Raw genomic sequence first — 22,061 nt, forward strand, 5'->3', positions numbered from 1 at the left:
CGCGCGCTCCCGTTTCAAATAGTTGCATCTGAAAAGTAGCACGGCTTGACGCGGGGTCAAAATCACGCTTCTCCGAAGACCCGCCTAAAGATCGTGTCCACATGTTTGGTATGGTAGCCCATATCAAATTTTTCGCGGATCGCATCTTCACCCAAAGCGGCAACAACCTCGGCGTCGGCCAGAAGAAGCTCTTGGAAATCAAGGCGTTCCTCCCAGACTTTCAGCGCGTTGCGTTGCACCATGGCATAGGCGTCTTCGCGGCTGACGCCCGCTTGCGTCAGTGCCAGAAGCACACGCTGCGACATGACCAGCCCGGGAAACTTGTTCATGTTCTCAAGCATGTTTTCGGGGAAGATCAGCATCTTTTCGATCACACCGGCCAGCCGGTTCAGGGCAAAGTTGAGGGTGATCGTCGCATCTGGCCCGATCATGCGTTCGACCGAGGAATGTGAGATATCGCGCTCATGCCACAGCGCCACGTTTTCCATCGCAGGGACAACCGCCATGCGCACCAGGCGCGCAAGGCCGGTCAGGTTCTCGGTCAGCACCGGGTTCTTCTTGTGCGGCATGGCGGAGGAGCCTTTTGCCCCATCGAGAAGAACTCCGCCCCCTCCAGCACCTCGGTGCGCTGCATGTGGCGGATTTCCACCGCGATATTCTCGATCGAGCTGGCAATCACACCAAGCGTCGCAAAGAAGGCTGCGTGGCGGTCGCGCGGGATCACCTGCGTGGAGATCGGCTCAGGCTCTAGCCCCAATTGCGCGCAGACATGCTCTTCCACGCGCGGGTCAATATTGGCGAACGTGCCGACTGCACCAGAAATGGCACCCGTGGCGATCTCGGCGCGCGCAGCCTGCATCCGGGTCTTGTTGCGGTCCATCTCGGCATAAAAGCGGGCGAACGTCAGGCCCATGGTGGTCGGCTCGGCGTGTATGCCGTGGGACCGACCAACCCGTAGGGTATCCTTCTGCTCCATCGCGCGGGTCTTCAGCGCGGCGAGAACACGGTCCAGATCGGCCAGCAGGATATCGGCCGCCCGCACCAGTTGCACGTTCAGGCACGTATCCAGCACGTCCGATGAGGTCATACCTTGGTGTACAAAGCGCGCCTCTTCACTGCCCACATGTTCGGCCAAATGGGTCAGGAAGGCGATCACGTCATGCTTGGTGACAGCCTCGATCTCATCAATCCGCGCGACGTCGAATTCGACATCCTTGGCTTTCCACACGGCCTCCGCATTTTCGCGCGGGATCACGCCCAGATCAGCCATAGCGTCGCAGGCATGCGCCTCGATTTCGTACCAAATTCGGAACTTTGTTGCGGGCTCCCAAATGGCGACCATCTCGGGGCGGGAATAGCGGGGATCATGGGCTTGCCTTTCGCTGCGGCTTGTCGCTGTCTGATAGGCGGATCAACCGGAGGGAACAAGCCGATGCGGGCAATTGGGCGAGCCGTCACGCTGTCGCTGATCGTCGCGGGCGCGGCACAGGCGCAGGATTGGATTGTGATGAATGGCGCTGAGATCACAGAGGTCCTGACGGACCGCTCCGTCACCTACGATAACGGCGCTACTCAACGTTTCTTCGCGTCGGGCCGGACGCTTTACACCCATGGGGAGCCGTCTTGGGGCTCCTGGCGCGTCGAAGGCAATGAATACTGTTCGCTCTGGCCGCCGTCACCTGATTGGGATTGCTATGCGGTGCAAAGCGCCAACCCGGACGGGATCGTTTTCCTTGATGATTTCGGTAACCGTTTTGGAGGCCGGATTGATCCGCAATGATTGCACTGACTGATCTTGAGGGACGCTGGCAGCTTTCGCGCGTGATCGAGGATACTTATTCCGGCCTGACAGGGCATTTGGAGGGGCAGGCAATCTGGTCCGCCTATGACGACGGGCTTGTGCAGGACGAATCCGGGCTGCTGCACTACGGCGATGGTCCACCGATGCACGCCACACGCCGTTACCTGTGGCGCGCTGACGGGTCTGATATCGCCGTCTTTTTCGACGACGGCCGACCCTTTCACACCTTGCCTGATGCGGGGCGGGAGGCCGTGCACCATTGCGACCCGGACCTCTATCGCGTGACTTACAAGTTCGATTTGCCGGACGGGTTCACGCAAACATGGCGCGTCACAGGGCCCCGTAAGGACGCGGTGCTGACCAGCCGGTTCACCCGGCTTTGAGGGAATCCTTGCCTTGGCCGGTCCAAGCCGTGAAGCTTGGTCCATTGAGCTTAAGGAGTATTCCGATGTCCTTTTTTCGTGCCTTGCCCGCCGCGATCTGCCTTGCCGCGCCAGCCGCTGCGCAAGAAGCCTTTGTCTGGCACTACGACGCGCTTTATCCCGTTGATCCGACCGCCACCGAATTGAACCTTGTGGCAACGCAAGAAGGATTTGGCCGCGACACGCCGGACGGGCGCTTGCCCGGCGGGCTGATCTGGGCCCGGTGCTTTCCCTATATCGACGGCGGGAACGTGAGCCTGCGGTTTGAGGCGTTCCCGGTCTCGGCTTTGGCGGAAGATGCCTACGCGTTCCAATTGAACGACGGTGCGGGAACGGTCGTGACTTTGCATGGTCCGCTCATTTCGCGCGGATTGAATGAGCCTACGGGCGGGCTTGAGGTGGTCGTCGACCATGACGGGCCCGAGATGGCGATGCTCTCCTCCACCCCCATTCTGACGTACGGGATCGTGGGTTTCACGGATTTTCAATATGCGTTCGATCTGTCGGGAAATCAGTCCTATGTTTCTGATTTTGCGCAGGATTGCGGCGATCTCACAGAGGTGCTGAACGCCCCTCCACCGGCTCCGGAAGCGCCGGTGGCGCAATCCCTCACGCCGGAGCTTGGCGCGGACATATCCGGCCATGTCTGGACCCGGTTCACACAACTCGACCCCGACGACCCGTTCGGCATTTTTGTGAGCATGAGTTACGCCGTGCCGGAATCCGATGATGTGGTCATCCTCGGCGAGTGTGCAGTCGATGCAGCAGATCCATTTGTTTACCTTCAGGTGACGGCGGATGTTTCCGGGCTGCAGAATGGCGACCCGGCACAGCTTCGCGTCAGCATCCCCGACGGACGCAGCACAATCCTGGACGGGAACGTCATTGGCGTCGGTGCGGAGTTCGGCGTCGCCGGCATTGAAGTCACCGCCGAAGTTTCGGACCCCGCCTGGCTAGTGATCGCAGGCGACAGGACCGTGCGCTTTGACCGGCCCGAGACCGGCATCGGTCTGACGATCACCGGGAACGGCCCCAACACCATCGGCCCATTTCTTGCCGATTGCGCAGAGGTCGGACAGCTGGATGCAGCAAGGCCCGCCGCCTCCAGCGCGCCGATTGATCCACAGCCGGGCTACCTGGCCTGCGATAACTTTGGGCGCGTCTCGTCGCGCGATACTGGCGCGGCGCAGGTGGTGAATTTTATCAATTCATCCGACGGTATTCGCATCTTGAACTGGGTCGAGCCCAGTGGCGCGGTCACCGGTATCACCGCCCTCAACCCCGGTCAGGCAGCAGCGTATACTACCGATCCCGGGCACATCTGGATGACCATGGATGAAGGCGGAACCTGTATGGAGATGATGCAAATCCCTGCCGGTGTGACGGATTATCGAATGACCGTCCTGGGGCAGTGACCGACCGTTTATGGGGAATCTAATGGGCTCAGGTTGGCCTAGTCGCCAGCCTCCGCCTCCGCCTCTGCCTTTGAGGCGGCGATCAGGCGGTCGGCCTTTTTGCGCACCAACACACTCCGCAGGTCATGCATGGCCAACAGCAATCGGTCCGTGACATCTTCCAGATCATCATCGCTCGCGCGGCTCTGCGCCCATTGCGTCGTCAGGTTCAGGTAGTCGACCGCACGGTGGATGTCGTCGATATCGCGCTCATGCAGAACGGCCCGACGCTCTTCCATCCACTCCGCGATAACGCTGTTTTCCTCGTCGCTCAGAACATGGTCGCCATGGGGTTTGACATTGCCATTGCGGATGTTCACGACCGCGATTTCGTCCATCTCGATCCGGCGCTGTCGGTTCTCGGTCGATACCCGAAAAACCGCCGCGCCGTTCTCACGGATGCGGAAGTAATAGTCGGGAAGTTCCGTCATAAGGTGGACCTGCTGCGCACTTTTGTTCTTGGACAGGGACCATCCTGCCAAAGTGCGCAGCCGTCAACCCGTGCAGCTCAGGGTTTGCGGGCCACAACAAAATGCGATGGCATCTTGCGCGGGTAATCGCCCGTTTCCACAATTTCAAACCCCGCCTCAGTGATCATGCGCTCCAAAGCACTTACCTTGAAGAACTGCACGTCAGAGGGCGCCTTCCCAAACAGGCGCAACGCACCCACGGCGGGTCCAAGGAACCAGCGCTTCCCCGCCATGCACGGCGTTTTCGAGATGAAGCGCCCACCGGATGGAAGCTGCGCATAGACTTGGCGGATCGCCGCTTCGGGGTCAGCCAGGAGATGCAGCAGATTGAACGCCAGGATTGCGTCGAACGGACCATCAAGGCCGGGATCACCGATCACACCCTGAACCGGGGCAACGTTCGAGATACCGGCATCCCAGACCTTTTCCTTTCCGATCGCGATCATCTCAGCCGAGATGTCGGATGCGGTGATATGTGCCACCTCCGACGCGAGCAAAAGCGCGGTCGATGAGGTGCCGCAACCCATCTCCAACACACGGTCAGTGGCGTGCAAGTGCAGCCGGGTGCGCGCCATGGAGGCCTCATACGCTTCCATATCGCTGATCTTGCTTTGCGCGTACTTTCGGGCGGCGCCGTCCCAAAAGGCGGCATCGGTTGTTTGTGTCATGGCAGTCATTCCAGCCTCCTAAACATGTGCCTTGGGTATACGGCACCGAGGTTTCAAACGAAATTGCATGAGATCTAATGTGTGTTATGCATCTGTGTATGAATTGGGATGCGATCAGCTTTGATTGGAACCAGGCCCGGGCCTTCCTGGCCACGGCAGAGGAAGGCAGCCTGTCGGGTGCTGCGCGGGTCCTGCACACGACCCAGCCCACGGTCGGGCGGCAGGTCTCGGCGTTGGAGGCCGCTTTGGGCGTTGCGCTGTTTGAGCGCGTCGGCCGCGGTCTGGTGCTGACGCCATCCGGCGCGGAGGTGCTGGAGGAGGTGCGTGCGATGGGCGATACGGCGGCGCGCGTGTCGCTGGTGGCGGCCGGTCGCAATGACACCGTCGCGGGCAAGGTCGCGATCAGCGTGTCGGACATGATGGCGATCCATGTCATGCCGGACATACTTGGTGCGCTGTCCCAAGCAGAGCCGGAATTGGAAATCGAGTTGATCGTGACCAACGATATTTCGGACCTGTTGCGGCGCGAGGCCGATATTGCCGTGCGCCACATGGCGCCGACCGAGCCCGAATTGATCGGACGAGAGCTCACGGGCAGCAAGGCGCGGTTCTATGCCAGCGAAGGGTTCGTCCAGCGCCACGGAAATCCCCGCACAATGGCGGACGCGCGGGACATGCCCTTCATCGGCTTTGGGCCGCCTGAAGATATGGCCCGTGAATTGGGGCTGCGCGGGATCAATCTGCCCGCAGGATCCGGGCGGCTTTACTCCAAGACCATATTCGCCGCTTGGCAAATGGTCTGCGCCGGGTTGGGGATTGGGATCATGGCAGATGATATCGCTGCCCGAAGCTCAGGCATCGTGCCGGTCCTTGCGGAGGAGGAGGTGATGCCCGTCGATTTATGGATCGTCACCCATCGCGAATTGCGCCATTCCCGTCGCATTCGTCTGGTTTGGGAGACCTTGCTTGAGCGTCTCGGCGGTTAGTCTCGCATCGGTGCGAGGCCGCGGACGATCCAGCGTTGCGCCACGATGAAAACCACCAGCGGCGGAAGCATAGCCACAGCCGCGAGCGCCAGCGAGGGTGGGGAGCCGATCCGCAGGAGCGCCAGCCCGCTGACCACAGTGGCCCGATCCGGCAGGGAAGGGGACGCCACCAGTGGCCAAAGGTACTGGTTCCAACCCAGCACGAAAAAGAACGCCAGAAGCGCTGCAATCGCCGGCAGGCAAAGAGGCAGATAGATGTCCCACATCGCCCGCAGCGGTCCTGCGCCATCGAGGCGGGCGGCCTCAAGAATTTCGGGCGGCATCTGTTTGATCTGCGCGCGCAAGATCAGGGTGCCGAGGCCGGTGGCCGTCACGGGCAGGATCAGGCCGGTATAGCTGTTCAGCAGCCCCAGCGCGTCGGTGACGAGGATCGTGGGCAAGAGTCGGCTTTCGATGGGAAGAAAGAGCGGCAAAAGCAGCAGCGCCATGAGGCCCGATGCATAAGGGATACGGAAAAGCGACAGCGCGTAGGCGGCGAGGAACGAGACCGTTGTTTTGACCAGCGCAACGCCCGTGGCAATCGCGAGCGAGGTGCCGAGCATCTGGGCGAGGGAGGGGCGATGCGGTTGGTCGGCGAGAAGGGGCGTGATGGCGTTGGTGGAAAAACCCGCGCTCAGGACAAGCGCCAGCGGTGCCAGCATCACGACGCAGCCGAGGATCAGGATCAGATGGTCAGTGAGGCGCGCGCGGGGCATGGGATCGGCCTATAGGGAGGCGGGGCGGGGAACAAGGTTCTCAAGGTTGATCACGCGTGATCAGGCGGGTTTCTTGAACGGAAAATAAGCAAAATCAATGGCTTGGGATTCTTGATATTTCTATGATTCTAGAAGTGTCCGCAACATGGTTAACGTGGATTTTCGTCAGGCGATTGACGGTTGTGGGCGCCATGGTGGCCCCGCACGGATGATCCGACGCCTTCTGTCAGGGGCCCTCACCCGACCCGAGGATGCGGTCCATCAGTTCCGTCAAGGCGCCGCCGGTCCCGGCGCACCCGCGCGCTTGCAGATCGTCGAGGCCGAGAAACGCACCGTAGAACAGCACGGCGAGGGCGCGGGGCTGGCCGCAGGCCTCCAGCAGGTCCGCGGTGTAGTCGATACGCTTGCCGTCGATCTCGGCCACGGCATTGGCGACGTTCGGATCATGGAGCGACCAAGCGCGGATTGCGGGTTCGATCAACAGGCCGCCGAAGCGCTCAGGGGCGCCGTCATTTGCGAGGGCGGCCAGCGCGCGGAGCTTGGCCTCGGGCGTGGGCATATGGGCCAGCCCTTCGACGATGCCGGTGAAGGCTTTGTCCTGCCACAGCGCCAACATCGCGGCGTGGTAGGCGGGGACGTCCTTGAAGTGGTGGTAAAAGCTGCCCTTGGTCGTCTTGAGGCTGCGCGCGAGGGCCTCGGCCTTTAGCGCTTGTGGGCCACTCTCGGCTAAGGCGCGGAAGCCTGCCGCAACCCAATCCTCTTTGGTGAGACGATTTGACATGCCCTAACCATACGGTGGCGTATTGTTTTGCGCAACGAGATGTTCCATACGGTAGCGTATGGAATCAATCGGAGGATGTCTCATGGACCAGAAACGCGTGAACCCTGGCTACGCGATTGCGGGCGGATTGTTTGTGGCAACGGCTGCGATCCACGCCTTTGTGGGCGGGCCGGAAGTGAATGCGCCGGTGCAGGGCAGTGGGCTGGACCCGCTGGTCCGCGCGGTGTCGGCGGTGGTGTGGCACGCGCTTACGGCGTTGTTCGTGGTGTTCGCGGGGGCCTTGTTCTGGGCGGCCTTGCATGGAGCGCGGGCGCTGGTGCTGACGGTGCTGGCGGTGAACGTGGCGTTTATCGGGTTGTTTTTGGCGATTGGGATCGTGGTGCTTGGAACTGTGTGGCCGATGCCGCAATGGGTGCTGTTTGGGATCATCTCTGGTGTGATGGTCTGGGGTTTGCAAGCGGAGCGTGCGCGGGCTTGGGACGCGGCGCAGCCGGAGCAAGGCAAGTATTGAAAGCATACCGTAGATTGCGCAGGCTGGACGAAGACAAGAGGACATCTCATGAAATTTCTTCGGCGGCTTTCGGTGAAAACTTTCCTTGCACTGTCCTGCGCTTTTCCCGCCGCGGCACAGGACCTGACGGGAGCGATCTGGTCAGTCTGCGGCTATGATGGGCAATACACCTGGCACGACACGCGGTTGGTCTTTGAAACGCAGGCCCCCGGGTCGCCCGGTTGGGCGGTGTCGGGCTATTTTGACTGGCAAAGCTCGGGCGGCCATTCGGGGCGGGAGCGGTTCAACGGCACACTCGCGCCCAACGGTGCGCTGACGCTTTTGGGTCATTCGCTGGAGGGTGGTGCAAGCATTGTAACCTCGCGCTATCTGGCAAATGTCTCAGACGATGGGATGACGATTGTCGAAGGCGTCTGGCTTGACGGTGTGCCGGGCATCTGGGCTGCCGTGCGCGATGGAGGTGCGGGGACTGCTCAAGGGCTGTGCGAGGCAGAGGCGCAGCTGTCTTGAGGTAATCGTTGTTCGCGCCGCCAATGCTACGTCCGGCGGCGCGATGTCGGTTCAGCTGAGCGACGCGCAGAAATCCTGGATGCGCGTACACGCCTCTTTCAGGTTCTCGTCGGACGTGGCGTAGCTGACGCGGAAGGCTGGCGACAAACCGAACGCACCGCCGAACACCACCGCGACGCCTTTTTCCTCAAGCAGGGCTTTGGCGAAGGTCTCATCCGTATCGATCACCGTGCCTGCGGGCGTCGTTTTGCCCATGCAGCCGTGGATCGAGGGGTAGACGTAGAACGCGCCTTCCGGCGTTGGGCAGGTGATGCCCTCGGCCTTGTTCAGCATCTCGACCACGAGGTTGCGGCGGCGCACGAAGAGCTCGTTGTTTGGCGCGAGGAAGTCTTGCGTTCCATTCAGGGCCTCGACCGCCGCCCATTGCGAGATGGAGCAAGGGTTGGAGGTGCTCTGCGACTGCACCTTGCGCATTGCTTTGATCAGCTCTTCGGGGCCTGCGGCATAGCCGATGCGCCAGCCGGTCATGGCATAGGCCTTGGAGACGCCGTTGCAGGTGAGGGTGCGGTCATAGAGGCCCGGTTCGACCTGTGCGGGCGTGGCGAATTCGAAATCGTCGTAGACGAGGTGTTCGTACATGTCGTCGGTCATCACCCAGACATGGGGGTGCTTCATCAGTACGTCCGTTAGGCCCTTGAGTTCTTCGGCCGTGTAGCCCGCCCCAGTGGGGTTGGAGGGCGAGTTGAAGATGAACCACTTGGTCTTTGGCGTGATCGCGGCCTCAAGCTGGTCGGGCGTGATCTTGTAGCCGGTCTGCGACGGGCCTTCGACGAAGACGGGCTCGCCGCCTGCCAGCAGGACCATATCGGGGTAGGAGACCCAGTAGGGCGCGGGGATGATGACCTCATCGCCGGGGTTCAAGGTCGCCATGAGCGCGTTGTAGAGGATCTGCTTGCCGCCGGTCCCGACGGAGACCTGCGCGGGCGTATAGTCGAGGCCATTGTCGCGCTTGAACTTGGCGCAGATCGCCTCTTTCAGTTCTGGGATGCCGTCAACGCCCGTGTATTTTGTCTTGCCCGCATCCATCGCGGCTTTGGCCGCATCCTTGATGTTTTCGGGCGTGTCGAAATCCGGCTCCCCCGCGCCGAGGCCGATCACATCCTTGCCCTGACGCTTGAGGTCTGCGGCGAGATTGGAGACGGCGATGGTGGGCGAGGGCTTCACCCGGGCGAGCGTGTCGGAAAGGAAGGGCATCGTGTCGCGTCCTATGGCTTTGGTTTGCCCGGTAATGGGCTATATGAACATGGGCACTGATACGGGCGTGCCTGCACGCATTCAAGCTATCTAAAGGACATTGTCATGGGCGATCTGTCGCTATCCCCCGATTGGTTTGACGCCGAGACCACCACGTTCGGCGACCGTGTGACCGGTGCGCGCGAAGCGGCGGGGCTGGGGCAGGCCGAACTGGCCAAGCGCCTTGGCGTGAAGGTCAAGACCGTGCGCGGCTGGGAGAATGACCAGAACGAGCCACGGGCCAACAAGCTGTCGATGCTGGCGGGTATTCTGGGCGTGTCCATGATGTGGCTTTTGAGCGGGCAGGGGGAGGGGCTGGATAGCCCCGAAGAGATGGAGCCGGTGGACGAAGATATGGAGCGGCTGTTGCTGGACATTCGCCAGATGCGGCAGGAACAGACGCAACTGGCCGAACGGATGGGACGGTTGGAGAAGCGCCTGCGGACGGCGTTGGCGGGCGTATGAGCGAGACACCGGAGATCCGACTGAAGCGGCTGCGCATGCGGGCCTGGCACCGAGGCATCAAGGAGATGGACCTGATCCTGGGCGGATGGGCGGACCGTTTTCTGGCGGACGCTGATGCTGAGACCGTGGACGCATTTGAGGTTGTCCTGGCTGAGGCCGACCATGACCTTTATCAGTGGGTCTCGGGGCAGGTTGATCCGCCTGCGGCTTTGGCGCCGATGATCGAGCGTCTGGCACGCGACATGCGGCCAACTCTGGGCCAAGGCGCCTGATTTCAAAAGATTTTTCCCGCTTAACGGAATTTTTTCGTTTTTCACCGAATCTTGGGCGAAAGCAGTGATTGCGGAGCCTAAATCATGAGTATGCATGCGCCCCTCGCGACGCCCGCCCAGACCGGTATTCTGGGGGCGTATCTGGAATCCCTCTCGATGGTGGAGCGCCTGCATCGGCTGCTTCTCGACGTCATCAAGGATGAATTCGAACGCCTGGGGATCCTCGACATCAACGCGGTCCAGGCGTTGCTTCTGTTCAACATCGGTGAAAATGAGGTGACGGCTGGCGAGTTGAAGTCGCGCGGCTATTACCAAGGCTCAAATGTCAGCTACAACCTCAAGAAGCTGGTCGACATGGGCTATATGCACCATCAGCGGTGCGAGATTGATCGCCGTTCGGTTCGTGTGCGGTTGACCGAAAAGGGACGGAACGTGCGAGACACGGTGGACCTTCTGTTCGCCCGCCATTCCGAAAGCCTGGAGAAGCATGGCGTGATCGACGCAGACGGGTTTGACCGCCTGAACCATTCGCTGAAGCGCATGGAGCGGTTCTGGACCGATCAGATTCGCTACATCTATTGAACGCCTTACATTTACTGAACGCATTGTCGGGCCAGAATGCGCCTGCGGTTTCAGGTCGGGGCCATGGCGAACTCTGCCCATTGCGTGGCTAAGGCGATTTGAGAGCATGCTCTTTTGGATGAGAGCGCATTTGGTGGAAGAGAGCGGGTTGTCGACGGAGCGCCGGTTCCCTTCCAGACTGATCGGGGTCGACGATGCAAAGCTGAACCGTTGGTCCTGGTTTCCAAGTCCAATTAGTGGATCGCTTCGCGGATTGGCTGACCAAGTCAGCTGCGTAACTGGTGGTGCGGATTGTGAAGCGCGCTGACCGGTTTGGCTTGAGCGCGGATTAATAGCTGTGTCGTCACGCAGAGCGCTCAAGTGCAGGCTAAAAGTCGCCTCAAAGAAGGTGTTGGCGCATGTTGCCTCAGCCCACGGCCGGGTGAAAGCAGTTAGGCGCGCAAAGCAAGACGAGTAGTGAGCCCACCAATTCGTTGGCGCCTTGGGACGGCTTAGTTTGTCTCGATCTCGGAAAGATCAGGCAATTCGGGAAGGGTATAGCCCAACTCTGCCAATGCGGGACGCACCTGATTTTCAAGTGATCTGCGCACGATCGGCCCACGGAAGTGCAAAACCACGACACCATCGGCATTGATGAAGAATGTCTCTGGCATTGCGATCACGCCCCAATCCCGGCCATTGACGGCTGTCGGGTCGGCGCCGATCAAAGCATAGGGGTTTCCGAGTTCGTCCAGAAAGCTGAGGGCCTGAACCTCCCGATCGCGATAATTGACGCCGTAAAGCGGCACGCCGGCCTCAGCCAGATCCGTCAGGGTCGGATGCTCGGCCCGGCACGGCGGGCACCACGAGGCGAAGAAATTCAGAATGACCAACTCTTCCCCCTCCAACGCCTCCCGCGTCAGAAGCGGGGTGTCGCCAAGGGCCACAAGGTTCAGCGGTGGGGCCGCATTGCCCTGTTGTGCAGAGGGAAGGGCGGTTGTGTCGACACCCGCGCTCAGATCATCACTGTTATTGGCCAACTGCCATCCGGCAACGCCGAAAAAGGCAGTTGTCAGCGCCAGAGGCAGAACCATGAGCCAATTGATCTTCATCTGACGCGGGCCTCTCTCCGGCGCTCCATCTCAGCCAGTCGCCGCGCGACGGACCTGGCGCGCACAACCGAGGCGATGATCAGGGCAGCCAGCACGATGATGGCCCCGGCATAGGCCGAAAGCACCTCAACCGCGTATTGGCCCAGATCGAGGCTCATGCCATTTGCTCCTGCGCGATCAGGGCCTTGAGGCGGCGCGCGCGGATTTCGGTGCGTGTGCGGTAGAGCACCAGCGCCAGAAACAGGAATACGAAGCCCGCAAGCGATGTCAGCATCGGATATAGGAATACGCTGGAGACGCCTTCATTCTCCTCCACCCCCACACCGACCGTGCTGACGGTCGTGCCCTGGTGCAGCCCCTGGTTCCAGAACACGAGCGCGTACCGCGACAGGATCGCGAAAATCGACCCGACAAGGCAGAGGACCGAGGTCAGATCCGCGGCCTGGTCCGGATTTTCGATAGCCTCCCAAAGCGCCATGTAGCCCAGATAGAAGAGAAACAGGATCAGGAAGGAGGTCAGTCGCGGGTCCCATTCCCACCACGTTCCCCACATCGGCTGCCCCCAAACGGCCCCGGTGAAGAGCGCGATGAGTGTGAAGACCATGCCGACTGGTGCGGCGGCTTTGGCGGCAAGCGCGCTGACATGGTGGCGTCGGATCAGCCAGATCAGCGAGCAGACCAACATCATGAACCACGCATTGATGGCCATGATCGCCGTGGGCACATGAATGTAGATGATTTTTACAGTCGCGCCCTGGCGGAAGTCATTCGGGGTAAAGAAGAACCCCCAGACAAGCCCGCCGATCAGGCAAATCGCTGTCAGGCCCACCACCCACGGCAAGAGTGCGGCGGAGGTGGCCATAAACCGGCGCGGGTTTGCATATTCCCAGATCGACGACATGGGCGCGAACATAGGCGCGGCGATTCCGGGTCACAATGGGGCGTTGCGGCGCAAGGGCCGGACAAATGAGCGCGGTCTTCAGCGCAAGTTGACGCGAAGGGCCGCGGCGGCGGCAAACGGCAAAAGTGCCATACAGCCCAATGTGATGCCCAGTGTCAGCACCAAGGGCGTGGTCGCATCCAGCCCTTGCGCCCCGCGCGTTGCGGCCAATGCCCCGAACAGAAGCGTCGGCACGTAGAGCGGCAGGACCAGCAGGGACAAAAGCAGACCGCCGCGCTTTATGCCGACGGTCAGCGCGGCCCCGAACGTGCCGATGGCCGACAGTGCGGGCGTGCCTGCAAGCAAGGACAGCACCAGCGGGATATAGGCCGGGCCGGGAAGGTTCAGGATTAGGCCAAGGACGGGGGCGGCAATCACAAGCGGCAATCCGGTGGTCAGCCAATGGGCCAGCGCCTTGAGGGCGGCAAGCGCCTCCAGCGGCAGGGGCGAGGTGGCCAGCAGGTCAAGCGAGCCGTCCTCCCAATCCAGCTGAAAGATACGGTCGAGCGACAAAAGGCAGGCGAGCAGCGCCCCCAACCACAAAAGGCCCGCCGCTATGTCTGCCAGGCGACCGGTTTCCGGGCCGATGCCGAAGGGCACGAGGGCCGTGAAGATCAGGAAGAAGGCCAGCGACAGCCCAAACCCACCGCCCGCCCGCACGGCCAGCGCCAGATCCCGCCGCAGAAGACCGATCATGGGAGCGCCTCGAACATGTCGTCACCGAACGGGTCTGACGCGGACACGCCCTTTGCGACGAAAGGTGAGATGTCGAGCGTTCGTGCGGTGGGCAGACCGAGGTCGATATGCGTGGCGATGATCGCGCATCCGCCGCCTGTCAGGTGCGCCTCGACGGCGGATGCGAAGCGGGCCGTGTTTTCGGTGTCCAAGGAGACGGTAGGCTCGTCCAGGCACCATACGGGCCGATCCGTGACCAGCAGGCGAGCGAGGGACAATCGGCGCTTTTGGCCGGCCGACAACTCGCCCGCGCGGCGGTCGGCAAGCGCGGTCAGGTCAAATGCGGTCATGGCGCGGCTGAGGTCGTGGGTTCCGAAAACACCAGCCCAGAACGTGAGGTTCTCTGTTACCGTCAACTGGCTTTTGAGGCCGTCCGCATGGCCGGCATAGGCGATGCTGCCGTCCTCAGTTGCGATGGTCCCCGCCAAGGGGGCGTCAGCCCGGCAAGCGTGCGCAGCAATGTGGTTTTGCCGGCACCGTTGGGGCCGCGCAGGATCAGTGCCTCGCCCGGGTTCACGGAAAACGACACATTCGCAAGGACTTGCGCAGGCCCGCGGGCGCAGGCGAGATCGGTGACGGTAAGCGCCATGGCCCAAGCGGTAGCGGGTTTGGCGGGGCTGGGGAAGGGGCGCGGTGGCGCAACGCCCACCCACCCGCCCCGTTGCACCACCGCGCCCATCGCAATGGAATGCCTATGGTCCGCCCGCCGAAGCCGAGCATTCGCGTTGTGAAGAGGGTTGTCAGGCACAAGGACCGGCAGGGGGCATCGCCAATGTCCTGAAGGGCTTGGCAAACGGTATGCAATGGCATACAGAGCGCGCGAGACGATTTGTTCCATTGCAGGGCCGCCCAATGGATGGCACCCCGCGCAGGACCAAACCCATTCCGCAGCTAGACCCGGATAGAGGAGCGCATTTTATGCCCATCACCGTCGGCCACGATTCATCGAAGACTCGCAAAACACTGACCGTTGGGGGCCAGTCGGTCGCCTATTATTCGATTGAGGCCGCCGAGGCTGCGGGCCTTGGCGACTTCTCGCGCCTTCCCGCTGCACTGAAAGTGGTGCTGGAAAACATGCTGCGGTTTGAGGATGGCAAGACCGTTTCGGTCGACGACATCAAGGCGTTCAGCGAATGGGCTGACAAGGGCGGGAAGAACCCCCGCGAGATCGCCTATCGCCCGGCGCGCGTGCTGATGCAGGATTTCACCGGCGTGCCTGCCGTGGTGGACCTTGCGGCCATGCGCGACGGCATCAAGGCGCTGGGCGGGGATCCACAGAAGATCAACCCGCTTAACCCCGTGGACCTCGTCATCGACCATTCCGTGATGATCGACGAATTCGGTAACCCGCGCGCGTTCCAGATGAACGTCGACCGCGAATATGAGCGGAATATGGAGCGCTACACCTTCCTCAAATGGGGTCAGACCGCATTCAACAATTTCCGCGTTGTGCCCCCCGGCACAGGCATCTGCCACCAGGTGAACCTTGAATATCTCGCGCAGACCGTCTGGACCGACACGGACCAGACCGGCGCTGAAGTGGCCTACCCAGATACTCTGGTGGGCACCGACAGTCACACCACGATGGTGAACGGTGCGGCTGTTCTCGGCTGGGGCGTTGGCGGGATCGAGGCTGAGGCCGCCATGCTGGGTCAGCCGATTTCCATGTTGATCCCCGAAGTGGTCGGCTTTGAGCTGACCGGTGCCATGATGGAAGGCACGACCGGCACCGACCTTGTCCTGAAAGTTGTTGAGATGCTGCGCGAGCGCGGCGTGGTGGGCAAGTTCGTGGAATTCTACGGCGCTGGCCTCGACTCACTGCCTTTGGCGGATCGTGCCACCATTGCAAACATGGCGCCGGAATACGGCGCTACCTGTGGCTTCTTCCCGATCGACGGCGAAACGCTGCGCTACTTGCGCACCACGGGCCGCGACGAAGACCGGATCGCACTGGTGGAGGCCTACGCGAAAGAAAATGGCTTCTGGCGCGGTGATGATTACGCGCCGGTCTATACCGACACTCTGCACCTCGACATGGGCACCATTGTTCCTGCGATCTCTGGCCCCAAACGGCCCCAGGATTACGTGGCGCTGACCGAGGCGAAGGCCGCCTTCCACCAGGAAATGTCGGAGACGTTCAAGCGCCCGATGGGCAAGGAAGTGGCGGTTGAGGGCGAAGACTATACGATGGAGTCGGGCAAGGTTGTGATCGCCTCGATCACCTCGTGCACCAACACCTCCAACCCCTACGTCATGATCGGCGCGGGTCTTGTGGCGCGCAAAGCGCACGCCCTTGGCCTGAACCGCAAGCCTTGGGTGAAGACCTCGCTCGCGCCCGGCAGCCAAGTCGTCTCGGCCTATCTGGAAGCGGCGGAGTTGCAGGACGATCTGGACGCTATCGGCTTCAACCTTGTGGGCTATGGCTGCACGACCTGCATCGGTAACTCTGGCCCGCTGCAGGAGGAGATCTCAAAGGCGATCCACGAAGGAGACCTCGTGGCGACCTCCGTTCTGTCGGGCAACCGCAACTTTGAAGGCCGGATCAGCCCGGACGTGCGGGCGAACTACCTCGCCTCGCCGCCGTTGGTGGTGGCCTATGCGTTGGCCGGGACCATGGACATCAACCTGGCCACGGATGTGATTGCTACGACACCGGACGGCAAAGACGTTTACTTGAAGGACATCTGGCCATCGACTCAGGAGATCGCGGAGCTGGTGGAAGAAACCGTGACGCGCGAGAGCTTCCAGGAGAAATACGCATCCGTCTTCACCGGCGATGAGAAATGGCAGGGCGTTGAGGTTCCGCAACAGGAAACCTACGATTGGCCTGCGACCTCGACCTACATCCAGAACCCGCCCTATTTCCAGGGCATGACCATGGACACCAAAGAGATCGAAAATATCGAGGGTGCAAAGGTTCTGGCGCTGCTGGGGGATATGATCACCACTGACCATATCTCGCCCGCAGGCTCGTTCAAGGAAACCCATCCCGCCGGTCAATATCTGGTGGAGCGTCAGGTGCCCGTGCGCGAGTTCAACTCCTACGGCTCGCGCCGGGGCAACCATGAGGTGATGATGCGCGGGACCTTCGCCAATATCCGCATCAAGAACGAGATGCTGGATGGGGTTGAGGGCGGATATACCCTTGGGCCGGATGGTCAGCAGACGTCGATCTTTGATGCCGCCATGGCGTATCAGGAACAGGGCACACCGTTGGTGATCTTTGGCGGCGAGCAATATGGCGCGGGCTCCAGCCGCGACTGGGCTGCGAAAGGCACCAATCTTCTGGGCGTGAAGGCGGTGATTGCGGAAAGCTTTGAGCGTATCCACCGCTCCAACCTCGTTGGCATGGGCGTGATCCCGTTCGAATTCACGAATGGCGATACCCGCAAGACACTGGGTCTGAAGGGGGACGAGACGGTTTCGATCCACGGCCTCGACAGCGTGACACCGCTGGCCGAGGTGCCTTGCACGATCACCATGGGCGATGGCAGCGTGAAAGAGATCACGCTGAAGTGCCGGATCGATACCGGTGTGGAGATCGAGTACATCGAGAATGGTGGCGTGCTGCACTACGTGCTGCGCAACCTCGCCAAAGCGCCCGTCGCGGCGGAATAAGCGTGCGACCGGTCCGGTTCGGCCCTTGGGCCAACCGGGGAACGACCGCGAGGCGGGGGCCAGTTCGGCCCCCGTTTTCGTTCAGGTGAGCGTTGCGGGGTCGTATTGGGTGCGCACCCAATCCTCCATCCCGATGCCTGTCGTGTCATGGGCGCTCGCATAGGCATCCAGAAGCCGGTTCACGATCCGCGCCTTGCCCCACGGATTGTGAATGTAGCGCAGGCCAAGCTGCTTGCGGGCCTCCGCCAGGGGCACACCCTTGAAGGCGTGCAGGTAGATCACGGATGCCAGCCCGGTGCGGTCGGACCCGGATTTACAATGGATCACCAGCGGTTTGGGCATATCGCGCATATAGTCGAACACTTGCAGCAGTTGCGCAGGCGCTGGCAGGGCGAGGGCGCGCAGGGGCACCGCTTCGAACGGCAGGCCAAGACGCGCGCACTCGGCTGCCTCCATCTTGCTGATGGCGCCGTTGCGCCCGCGCAACGACAGGATCGAGGCCGCACCCATGGCCTGCAATTGTGCAAGGCGGGCCGGGCTGGGGTGATTGTGGCGCCAGACCTCATCATCAAGCTTGTGGAAATTCGTCCAGATCGTGCGGAGGAATCCGTGATCTTTCAGCCAATAGAGCCGGCGCACCTCGGCGGGTGAGAAGTGTGGCTCAGACGGCGGAGTGGGGGCAGCAGGCTCCATGACAGGCGCGGTATCACGGGCGGCGGGCCATCGTCCAGCAGGCTTGCGCATCGCCGCGCGTCCGGGCCAGATGCGGGCATGAAAGGTTTTCCCGATCTCCCGCCCCTGTGGCTTGTGCTGTTCATGGGTCTGGCCTGGCTTCTGGCGCGGTTTGTGCCCTTGGTCGGCACCGTTGATCCTTTGATGCAGCGGTTTGGGATGCTTCTGGCGGGTCTGGGCCTATTGTTCATTTTCTGGGCCGCGCTTTGGTTCTGGAAGAAAAAGACCACGATCGAGCCGCACCACACGCCCGGGACGTTGATTGTGGAAGGCCCGTACCGGCTCAGCCGAAACCCTATCTACCTCGGCATGATCCTGATCCTGTCGGGTCAGGTTCTTTGGCTGGGGGCGCTGAGCCCGGCCTTTCTGATCCCGCTGTTTCTGACCGTACTTACGGTACGTTTTGCGGTGCCCGAAGAGCGCGCGCTTGAAGAGGCATTCGGGGCGGAGGGGCGTGCCTACCTGGAGGCGACGCGGCGTTGGTTGTGAGGAGATCTGTCACACAGTCTCGCGAACGCTTGATTGGCCAAATGCGGGGGGATGGCCTAGCTATGGCGATGACATGCGAAGAAACGACAGGCAAACCATGCGACATCTTTCCTTGATTGCGGCACTGGCCGGGGGCTTTGCGGCATCGGCGGCGCTCGCGGACGGGCCCGTGGTGGTGGAATTGTTCACATCGCAGGGCTGCTCATCCTGCCCGCCGGCGGATGCGTTTTTGGCCGAGCTTGCGAACCGCGATGACATCATCGCGCTGGCGCTGCATGTGGATTACTGGGATTATATCGGGTGGGCGGACACGTTCGCGAACCCCGCCTTCACGGCCCGCCAGCAGGCCTATGCGCATACGGCAGGCTCCACCGTGGTCTACACACCGCAAATGGTGATTGGCGGGGTCGATCATGTCGCGGGCAATCAGCCCATGGACATTGTGGATCGCATCACCGCGCATCGTGAAGCCGCAAATCCGGTCACGGTTGAGGCTGTTCCCGCGCAAGGTGGCTGGCAGGTGCGCGCAAGCTGGACCGGCGCGTCGACCGACATGCCCGCGATGGTTGTACAGGTCGTCACCTACCTGCCGATGCAGGAGGTCGAGATCACGCGTGGCGAAAATGCCGGCCTGTCGACGGCCTACCACAATATCGTTCAATCCTGGCAGGCGGTGGCCGAATGGTCCGGGGCCGATCCGTTTGAGGCGCAGGTGAATGCAGCGGGCGACATGCCCCATGTCGTGATCGTTCAGGCCAGCGGCCATGGCGCCATTCTGGGGGCTGCGCGCCTCGATTGATGCAACAGCGGCAGGCTTGCAGCACTTTGCGTTTGATTTGAATCGCAACCCGCTGCCTCGCGCCGATGGCGCGAACGCGGAACGCGATAAGACTACCTCAGATAAAGCGCAAATTGCTTTAATCGTAGGTCGCCGACTTTCGTGCGGCCTTTTCCTGGCGGGCGGGTTTCCAGCGATCATGCAGCCAAAACCATTGCTCTGGCATGGCGCGCACCCGCGCCGCCAAACTGTCGTTGAGCGCCTGCGTCATTGTTTTTGGGTCCGAATGCGGGATTGGCGCCTCAAGCTCGATATCGAAATCAAGGCCATTCTCGGCCCGTGTCGAGTAGATCGGCACCAGAAGCGCGTCGTATTTGAGGGCCATTTCAGCCGCCGCCGGTGAGGTCGGCGCAGGATGGCCCAGAAAATCGTGGATCGGCCCGCCAAAGAAATATTGGTCGATCAGGATTGCACCCTGTCCGCCGCCGCGCAGGTGTTTCACGAACCCTGCCAACCCGCGCCTGTCCCGGGTAAAGGCGCCGCCGCCGACATTCTCAATGGTCGCGATGTAATGGTCGTTGAGATAGGCGTTGTTCAGCGGCCGGTAGAGCCCGCCCATCTGATAGCCGCGTGCATTAAGCGCCGCGCGCCCGGCTTGGTAATTGCCGTAATGGCCCGAGATGAACAGGATTGGCCGCCCCGCGGCCCGCGCGGCCTCTGCCGCGTCCCAACCGGGGCCGCGCGGCTGCCAATTCAAGGCGCGCTCCATCTGGTCGGCTGTCGCGTAATTCTCCATCACGACGCGGCCAACATTGTCTGTCACGGCGCGCGTGATGCGGCGGCGCTCAGGCTCCTGCATGTCGGGAAACACCATCGCGAGGTTGCGTCCGGCCAATGCGCTGCGTCCCGACAAGGGGCCAACTATCCGCGAAAAGAGCCATCCCATGGCCCGTACGCGCACCCGGTGCGGCAAGCGCAGCGCGCCCCAGATCACGCCGCGCCAAAGCCGATCCACAAGCCAGTTGCCGAGCGAGCGCCCGGTATTGGAAGTGGCATCTGCGCGTGCTTGCGAAATGATCGTGGTCCCGTTTTCAGGTGGCGTTGCGGGACGATGTCGAACGGTGCGGCCACCCCGTCATCGCCCCGAGCCGAGCCCGGCTGCCCTGTCGTTCAGGCGGTATTCTGCGCGGCGGCCGCTTCCAAGGCGGGGCGCAATTGTTCAAACGGATAGCCGTGCGAGGTTGCGATCTCGATGATCTGGTCGACCGGCACATGGCCCGCTGCGCCAAAGGCCCAGACAACAGTTGATCGGTTGCCCGAGGCGCAATAGGCCACGACCGGCCCTTCTGATCCGGCAATCGCATCGGCCTGTTCATCGACATTGTCTTGGGTCAGCGTATGCCCTTGGAACGGATTGAAGACATAGGCGATACCATGGGCTTCAGCCTCGGCCTGGATGGCGGCCGCCTGAAGGGGGGCGGATTTTCCATATCCGGGCGATTGCAGATCAGGGTTTTCACGCCCTGTGCCGCAAGGGTTGCGACATCTGAAGGCTCGATCTGAGGGGTCACGCTATATCCGTCGGCGATCTGGCGCAGGTCCATGGGGCAGGCTCCGGCTGTGGCAATGCGAGGTTGCGCGGAACCTGCCCCAATTGGGCGAGAAGGAAAAGGGGCCTGTCAGCGGCCGGGCAGCAGATCGTGTCCAAGCTGGTGGGCGAGGCCCAGAATGTCGAACGGCAACCAGTTCTCGATGATCAGGCCGTCTTCGTCGAAATGGTAGAAGTCCATCACATCCATATGCACCGATTTCCCGGTCGCTGGGATGCCCAGATAGGGCGCGGAATGGGTGGCGTAGAGCCGCCCGCCGGTCACAGCCAGCGGCCCGTCCCCGATGCGCACGAAATGCCCCTTGGAATGGCGGTCGGGGAAAGCGGCCCGGAACGGTGCCTGATGATGAAGCCGAAACCCCTCCACCCCGCGGCACATGCCGATGCCGGCGCTGGCGTAGTACATGAAATCAGGGTGCCAATGGTGCATCGGCACGTTCGAGACATCGGCGCCAATGCCCAACGCCTGATGCATGTCGAGCACGCGCGCCATGGACGCCGCGCCAGCCTTTGGCATCGCCGCCCCCATCCGCACGCCAGCCCCATAGCGCGGGCCGGGCCAAATGCCCCGGGCACCGGTCTGGGGCAGGTCGGGAAAGCACCCTGCCTGATCCATCAGGTCCAGAAAATCGGGCAAGATCCAGCTGCGCGCGATCTGCCCCTGCGCGTTGAGGTGGTGCACCTCGCAGATCCGCAGATGAACGACGCCACCGGTCGCTGGGATACCCAGCAGCGGGCGCGTGAAGGTACCTTGCCAATGGCCAAGTGAGGCCACCTGTGGGGAGACCCTTGGCCCGTCCATCCGATCATCGGGATGGTTGTCGCCGCCGATAAAGAACTCTGGCCGCCAGGTCGCATCTGGCAGGGCGCGGCGCAGTTCGTCGTAGAAGCGGGCGATTTGGTCTACGCCATCTAGCGTGCCATAGGGATGCGCGACGTCTGCAATCGCGTCTTCCGCAAAGACGTCAGCCACAGCGGCTCCGTTGCTTAACGCCTCCAAGTGCAACCAGACCGTCGCTTTCTCAGCTGCCAGTTCCGACATTCTCGTCTGCCTTTTTTGCAATCCTATGCAAAAGCCTTGCGCCATGTGACGGCGGCT

At 61.8% G+C, this 22,061-nt stretch carries 25 protein-coding genes and 3 pseudogenes; 12 read left to right on the top strand and 16 right to left on the bottom strand.

Annotated features, from left to right (window positions below; all coding sequences use genetic code 11):
• Nucleotides 1–62 precede the first annotated feature (62 nt).
• Nucleotides 63–1,342 (bottom strand): annotated as a pseudogene (purB, locus tag ACZ1HK_RS22915) (adenylosuccinate lyase).
• Nucleotides 1,343–1,432: 90 nt separating this feature from the next.
• Between purB and ACZ1HK_RS22920 the strand changes: the two are divergent.
• The 3 genes from ACZ1HK_RS22920 (at nucleotide 1,433) to ACZ1HK_RS22930 (ending at nucleotide 3,638) form a co-directional block, all read left to right on the top strand.
• Nucleotides 1,433–1,780, top strand: coding sequence for a hypothetical protein (locus tag ACZ1HK_RS22920; RefSeq protein ID WP_472630632.1), 348 nt, complete (start codon nucleotides 1,433–1,435; stop codon nucleotides 1,778–1,780).
• Nucleotides 1,777–2,184, top strand: a complete 408-nt coding sequence (locus ACZ1HK_RS22925; protein ID WP_472630633.1) for a DUF6314 family protein — start codon at nucleotides 1,777–1,779, stop codon at nucleotides 2,182–2,184. The genes ACZ1HK_RS22920 and ACZ1HK_RS22925 overlap by 4 nt, the downstream gene beginning before the upstream one ends.
• A gap of 65 nt (nucleotides 2,185–2,249) precedes the next feature.
• Entirely contained in the window at nucleotides 2,250–3,638 is a 1,389-nt protein-coding gene (locus ACZ1HK_RS22930; protein ID WP_472630634.1) for a hypothetical protein, read from the top strand.
• Nucleotides 3,639–3,676: 38 nt separating this feature from the next.
• Here ACZ1HK_RS22930 and ACZ1HK_RS22935 read toward each other — a convergent pair whose 3' ends face one another.
• Nucleotides 3,677–4,108, bottom strand: a complete 432-nt coding sequence (locus ACZ1HK_RS22935) for a hypothetical protein (protein ID WP_472630635.1) — start codon at nucleotides 4,106–4,108, stop codon at nucleotides 3,677–3,679.
• Nucleotides 4,109–4,185: 77 nt separating this feature from the next.
• Nucleotides 4,186–4,815: a class I SAM-dependent methyltransferase gene (locus ACZ1HK_RS22940; protein ID WP_472630636.1), complete on the bottom strand. Its 630-nt coding sequence runs from the start codon at nucleotides 4,813–4,815 to the stop codon at nucleotides 4,186–4,188.
• Between the two features lie 98 nt (nucleotides 4,816–4,913).
• Between ACZ1HK_RS22940 and ACZ1HK_RS22945 the strand changes: the two genes are divergently transcribed.
• Nucleotides 4,914–5,801, top strand: coding sequence for a LysR family transcriptional regulator (locus ACZ1HK_RS22945; RefSeq protein WP_472630637.1), 888 nt, complete (start codon nucleotides 4,914–4,916; stop codon nucleotides 5,799–5,801).
• On the opposite strand, the gene ACZ1HK_RS22950 is transcribed toward ACZ1HK_RS22945, so the two are convergent.
• Both ACZ1HK_RS22950 and ACZ1HK_RS22955 read right to left on the bottom strand, forming a co-directional pair.
• On the bottom strand, nucleotides 5,798–6,556 hold the full coding sequence (locus ACZ1HK_RS22950) for a carbohydrate ABC transporter permease (RefSeq protein WP_472630638.1): 759 nt from the start codon (nucleotides 6,554–6,556) through the stop codon (nucleotides 5,798–5,800). The genes ACZ1HK_RS22945 and ACZ1HK_RS22950 overlap by 4 nt on opposite strands.
• 226 nt (nucleotides 6,557–6,782) lie before the next feature.
• Nucleotides 6,783–7,337: a TetR/AcrR family transcriptional regulator gene (locus tag ACZ1HK_RS22955; RefSeq protein ID WP_472630639.1), complete on the bottom strand. Its 555-nt coding sequence runs from the start codon at nucleotides 7,335–7,337 to the stop codon at nucleotides 6,783–6,785.
• Between the two features lie 82 nt (nucleotides 7,338–7,419).
• Here ACZ1HK_RS22955 and ACZ1HK_RS22960 point away from each other — a divergent pair, with 82 nt between their 5' ends.
• Both ACZ1HK_RS22960 and ACZ1HK_RS22965 read left to right on the top strand, forming a co-directional pair.
• A complete protein-coding gene (locus ACZ1HK_RS22960; RefSeq protein ID WP_472630640.1) occupies nucleotides 7,420–7,848 on the top strand; it encodes a hypothetical protein in 429 nt (142 codons plus the stop codon).
• Nucleotides 7,849–7,896: 48 nt separating this feature from the next.
• Nucleotides 7,897–8,358 (top strand): hypothetical protein, encoded by a 462-nt coding sequence (locus ACZ1HK_RS22965; protein ID WP_472630641.1) that lies wholly within the window; start codon nucleotides 7,897–7,899, stop codon nucleotides 8,356–8,358.
• A gap of 51 nt (nucleotides 8,359–8,409) precedes the next feature.
• On the opposite strand, the gene ACZ1HK_RS22970 is transcribed toward ACZ1HK_RS22965, so the two are convergent.
• Nucleotides 8,410–9,612: a pyridoxal phosphate-dependent aminotransferase gene (locus ACZ1HK_RS22970; protein WP_472630642.1), complete on the bottom strand. Its 1,203-nt coding sequence runs from the start codon at nucleotides 9,610–9,612 to the stop codon at nucleotides 8,410–8,412.
• A 105-nt stretch (nucleotides 9,613–9,717) separates the two neighbouring features.
• Here ACZ1HK_RS22970 and ACZ1HK_RS22975 point away from each other — a divergent pair, with 105 nt between their 5' ends.
• The 3 genes from ACZ1HK_RS22975 (at nucleotide 9,718) to ACZ1HK_RS22985 (ending at nucleotide 10,970) form a co-directional block, all read left to right on the top strand.
• Entirely contained in the window at nucleotides 9,718–10,116 is a 399-nt protein-coding gene (locus ACZ1HK_RS22975) for a helix-turn-helix domain-containing protein (protein ID WP_472630643.1), read from the top strand.
• The gene (locus tag ACZ1HK_RS22980) at nucleotides 10,113–10,388 is read left to right on the top strand and encodes a succinate dehydrogenase assembly factor 2 (protein ID WP_472630644.1); all 276 of its coding nucleotides are present in this window, start codon (nucleotides 10,113–10,115) and stop codon (nucleotides 10,386–10,388) included. Before ACZ1HK_RS22975 ends, ACZ1HK_RS22980 begins: the two co-directional genes overlap by 4 nt.
• Before the next feature lie 84 nt (nucleotides 10,389–10,472).
• Entirely contained in the window at nucleotides 10,473–10,970 is a 498-nt protein-coding gene (locus ACZ1HK_RS22985; protein WP_472630645.1) for a MarR family winged helix-turn-helix transcriptional regulator, read from the top strand.
• 491 nt (nucleotides 10,971–11,461) lie between these two features.
• Here ACZ1HK_RS22985 and ACZ1HK_RS22990 read toward each other — a convergent pair whose 3' ends face one another.
• The 5 genes and pseudogenes from ACZ1HK_RS22990 to ccmA form a co-directional block, all read right to left on the bottom strand.
• Entirely contained in the window at nucleotides 11,462–12,061 is a 600-nt protein-coding gene (locus ACZ1HK_RS22990) for a DsbE family thiol:disulfide interchange protein (protein ID WP_472630646.1), read from the bottom strand.
• Nucleotides 12,058–12,219: a heme exporter protein CcmD gene (gene ccmD, locus ACZ1HK_RS22995; RefSeq protein ID WP_472630647.1), complete on the bottom strand. Its 162-nt coding sequence runs from the start codon at nucleotides 12,217–12,219 to the stop codon at nucleotides 12,058–12,060. The genes ACZ1HK_RS22990 and ccmD overlap by 4 nt, the downstream gene beginning before the upstream one ends.
• Nucleotides 12,216–12,974: a heme ABC transporter permease gene (locus ACZ1HK_RS23000; RefSeq protein ID WP_472630648.1), complete on the bottom strand. Its 759-nt coding sequence runs from the start codon at nucleotides 12,972–12,974 to the stop codon at nucleotides 12,216–12,218. The genes ccmD and ACZ1HK_RS23000 overlap by 4 nt, the downstream gene beginning before the upstream one ends.
• Before the next feature lie 66 nt (nucleotides 12,975–13,040).
• Complete coding sequence (gene ccmB, locus ACZ1HK_RS23005) at nucleotides 13,041–13,697, bottom strand: heme exporter protein CcmB (protein WP_472630649.1); 657 nt, start codon at nucleotides 13,695–13,697, stop codon at nucleotides 13,041–13,043.
• Nucleotides 13,694–14,574 (bottom strand): annotated as a pseudogene (gene ccmA / locus ACZ1HK_RS23010) (heme ABC exporter ATP-binding protein CcmA). The gene ccmB and the pseudogene ccmA overlap by 4 nt, the downstream one beginning before the upstream one ends.
• Nucleotides 14,575–14,654: 80 nt before the next feature.
• Here ccmA and acnA point away from each other — a divergent pair.
• A complete protein-coding gene (gene acnA / locus ACZ1HK_RS23015) occupies nucleotides 14,655–17,354 on the top strand; it encodes an aconitate hydratase AcnA (protein ID WP_472630650.1) in 2,700 nt (899 codons plus the stop codon).
• An 81-nt stretch (nucleotides 17,355–17,435) separates the two neighbouring features.
• Here acnA and ACZ1HK_RS23020 read toward each other — a convergent pair whose 3' ends face one another.
• Entirely contained in the window at nucleotides 17,436–18,098 is a 663-nt protein-coding gene (locus ACZ1HK_RS23020) for a tyrosine-protein phosphatase (protein WP_472630651.1), read from the bottom strand.
• 27 nt (nucleotides 18,099–18,125) lie between these two features.
• On the opposite strand from ACZ1HK_RS23020, the gene ACZ1HK_RS23025 reads away from it, so the two are divergent.
• Nucleotides 18,126–18,575: a methyltransferase family protein gene (locus ACZ1HK_RS23025; protein ID WP_472630652.1), complete on the top strand. Its 450-nt coding sequence runs from the start codon at nucleotides 18,126–18,128 to the stop codon at nucleotides 18,573–18,575.
• A 97-nt stretch (nucleotides 18,576–18,672) separates the two neighbouring features.
• Nucleotides 18,673–19,374, top strand: a complete 702-nt coding sequence (locus ACZ1HK_RS23030; protein ID WP_472630653.1) for a DUF1223 domain-containing protein — start codon at nucleotides 18,673–18,675, stop codon at nucleotides 19,372–19,374.
• Nucleotides 19,375–19,492: 118 nt separating this feature from the next.
• Here the strand turns inward: ACZ1HK_RS23030 and ACZ1HK_RS23035 are convergent, their stop codons facing one another.
• The 4 genes and pseudogenes from ACZ1HK_RS23035 to ACZ1HK_RS23050 form a co-directional block, all read right to left on the bottom strand.
• Nucleotides 19,493–20,368 (bottom strand): lysophospholipid acyltransferase family protein, encoded by an 876-nt coding sequence (locus ACZ1HK_RS23035; RefSeq protein WP_472630654.1) that lies wholly within the window; start codon nucleotides 20,366–20,368, stop codon nucleotides 19,493–19,495.
• A 155-nt stretch (nucleotides 20,369–20,523) separates the two neighbouring features.
• On the bottom strand, nucleotides 20,524–20,688 hold the full coding sequence (locus ACZ1HK_RS23040; RefSeq protein WP_472630938.1) for a hypothetical protein: 165 nt from the start codon (nucleotides 20,686–20,688) through the stop codon (nucleotides 20,524–20,526).
• A pseudogene (locus ACZ1HK_RS23045) lies at nucleotides 20,689–20,957 on the bottom strand (protein tyrosine phosphatase family protein); the annotation flags it as partial. It lies immediately after the preceding gene.
• Nucleotides 20,958–21,032: 75 nt separating this feature from the next.
• On the bottom strand, nucleotides 21,033–22,004 hold the full coding sequence (locus ACZ1HK_RS23050; protein ID WP_472630655.1) for an ester cyclase: 972 nt from the start codon (nucleotides 22,002–22,004) through the stop codon (nucleotides 21,033–21,035).
• Nucleotides 22,005–22,061: the final 57 nt, after the last annotated feature.

The organism is Gymnodinialimonas sp. JB5-7, assembly GCF_055693405.1.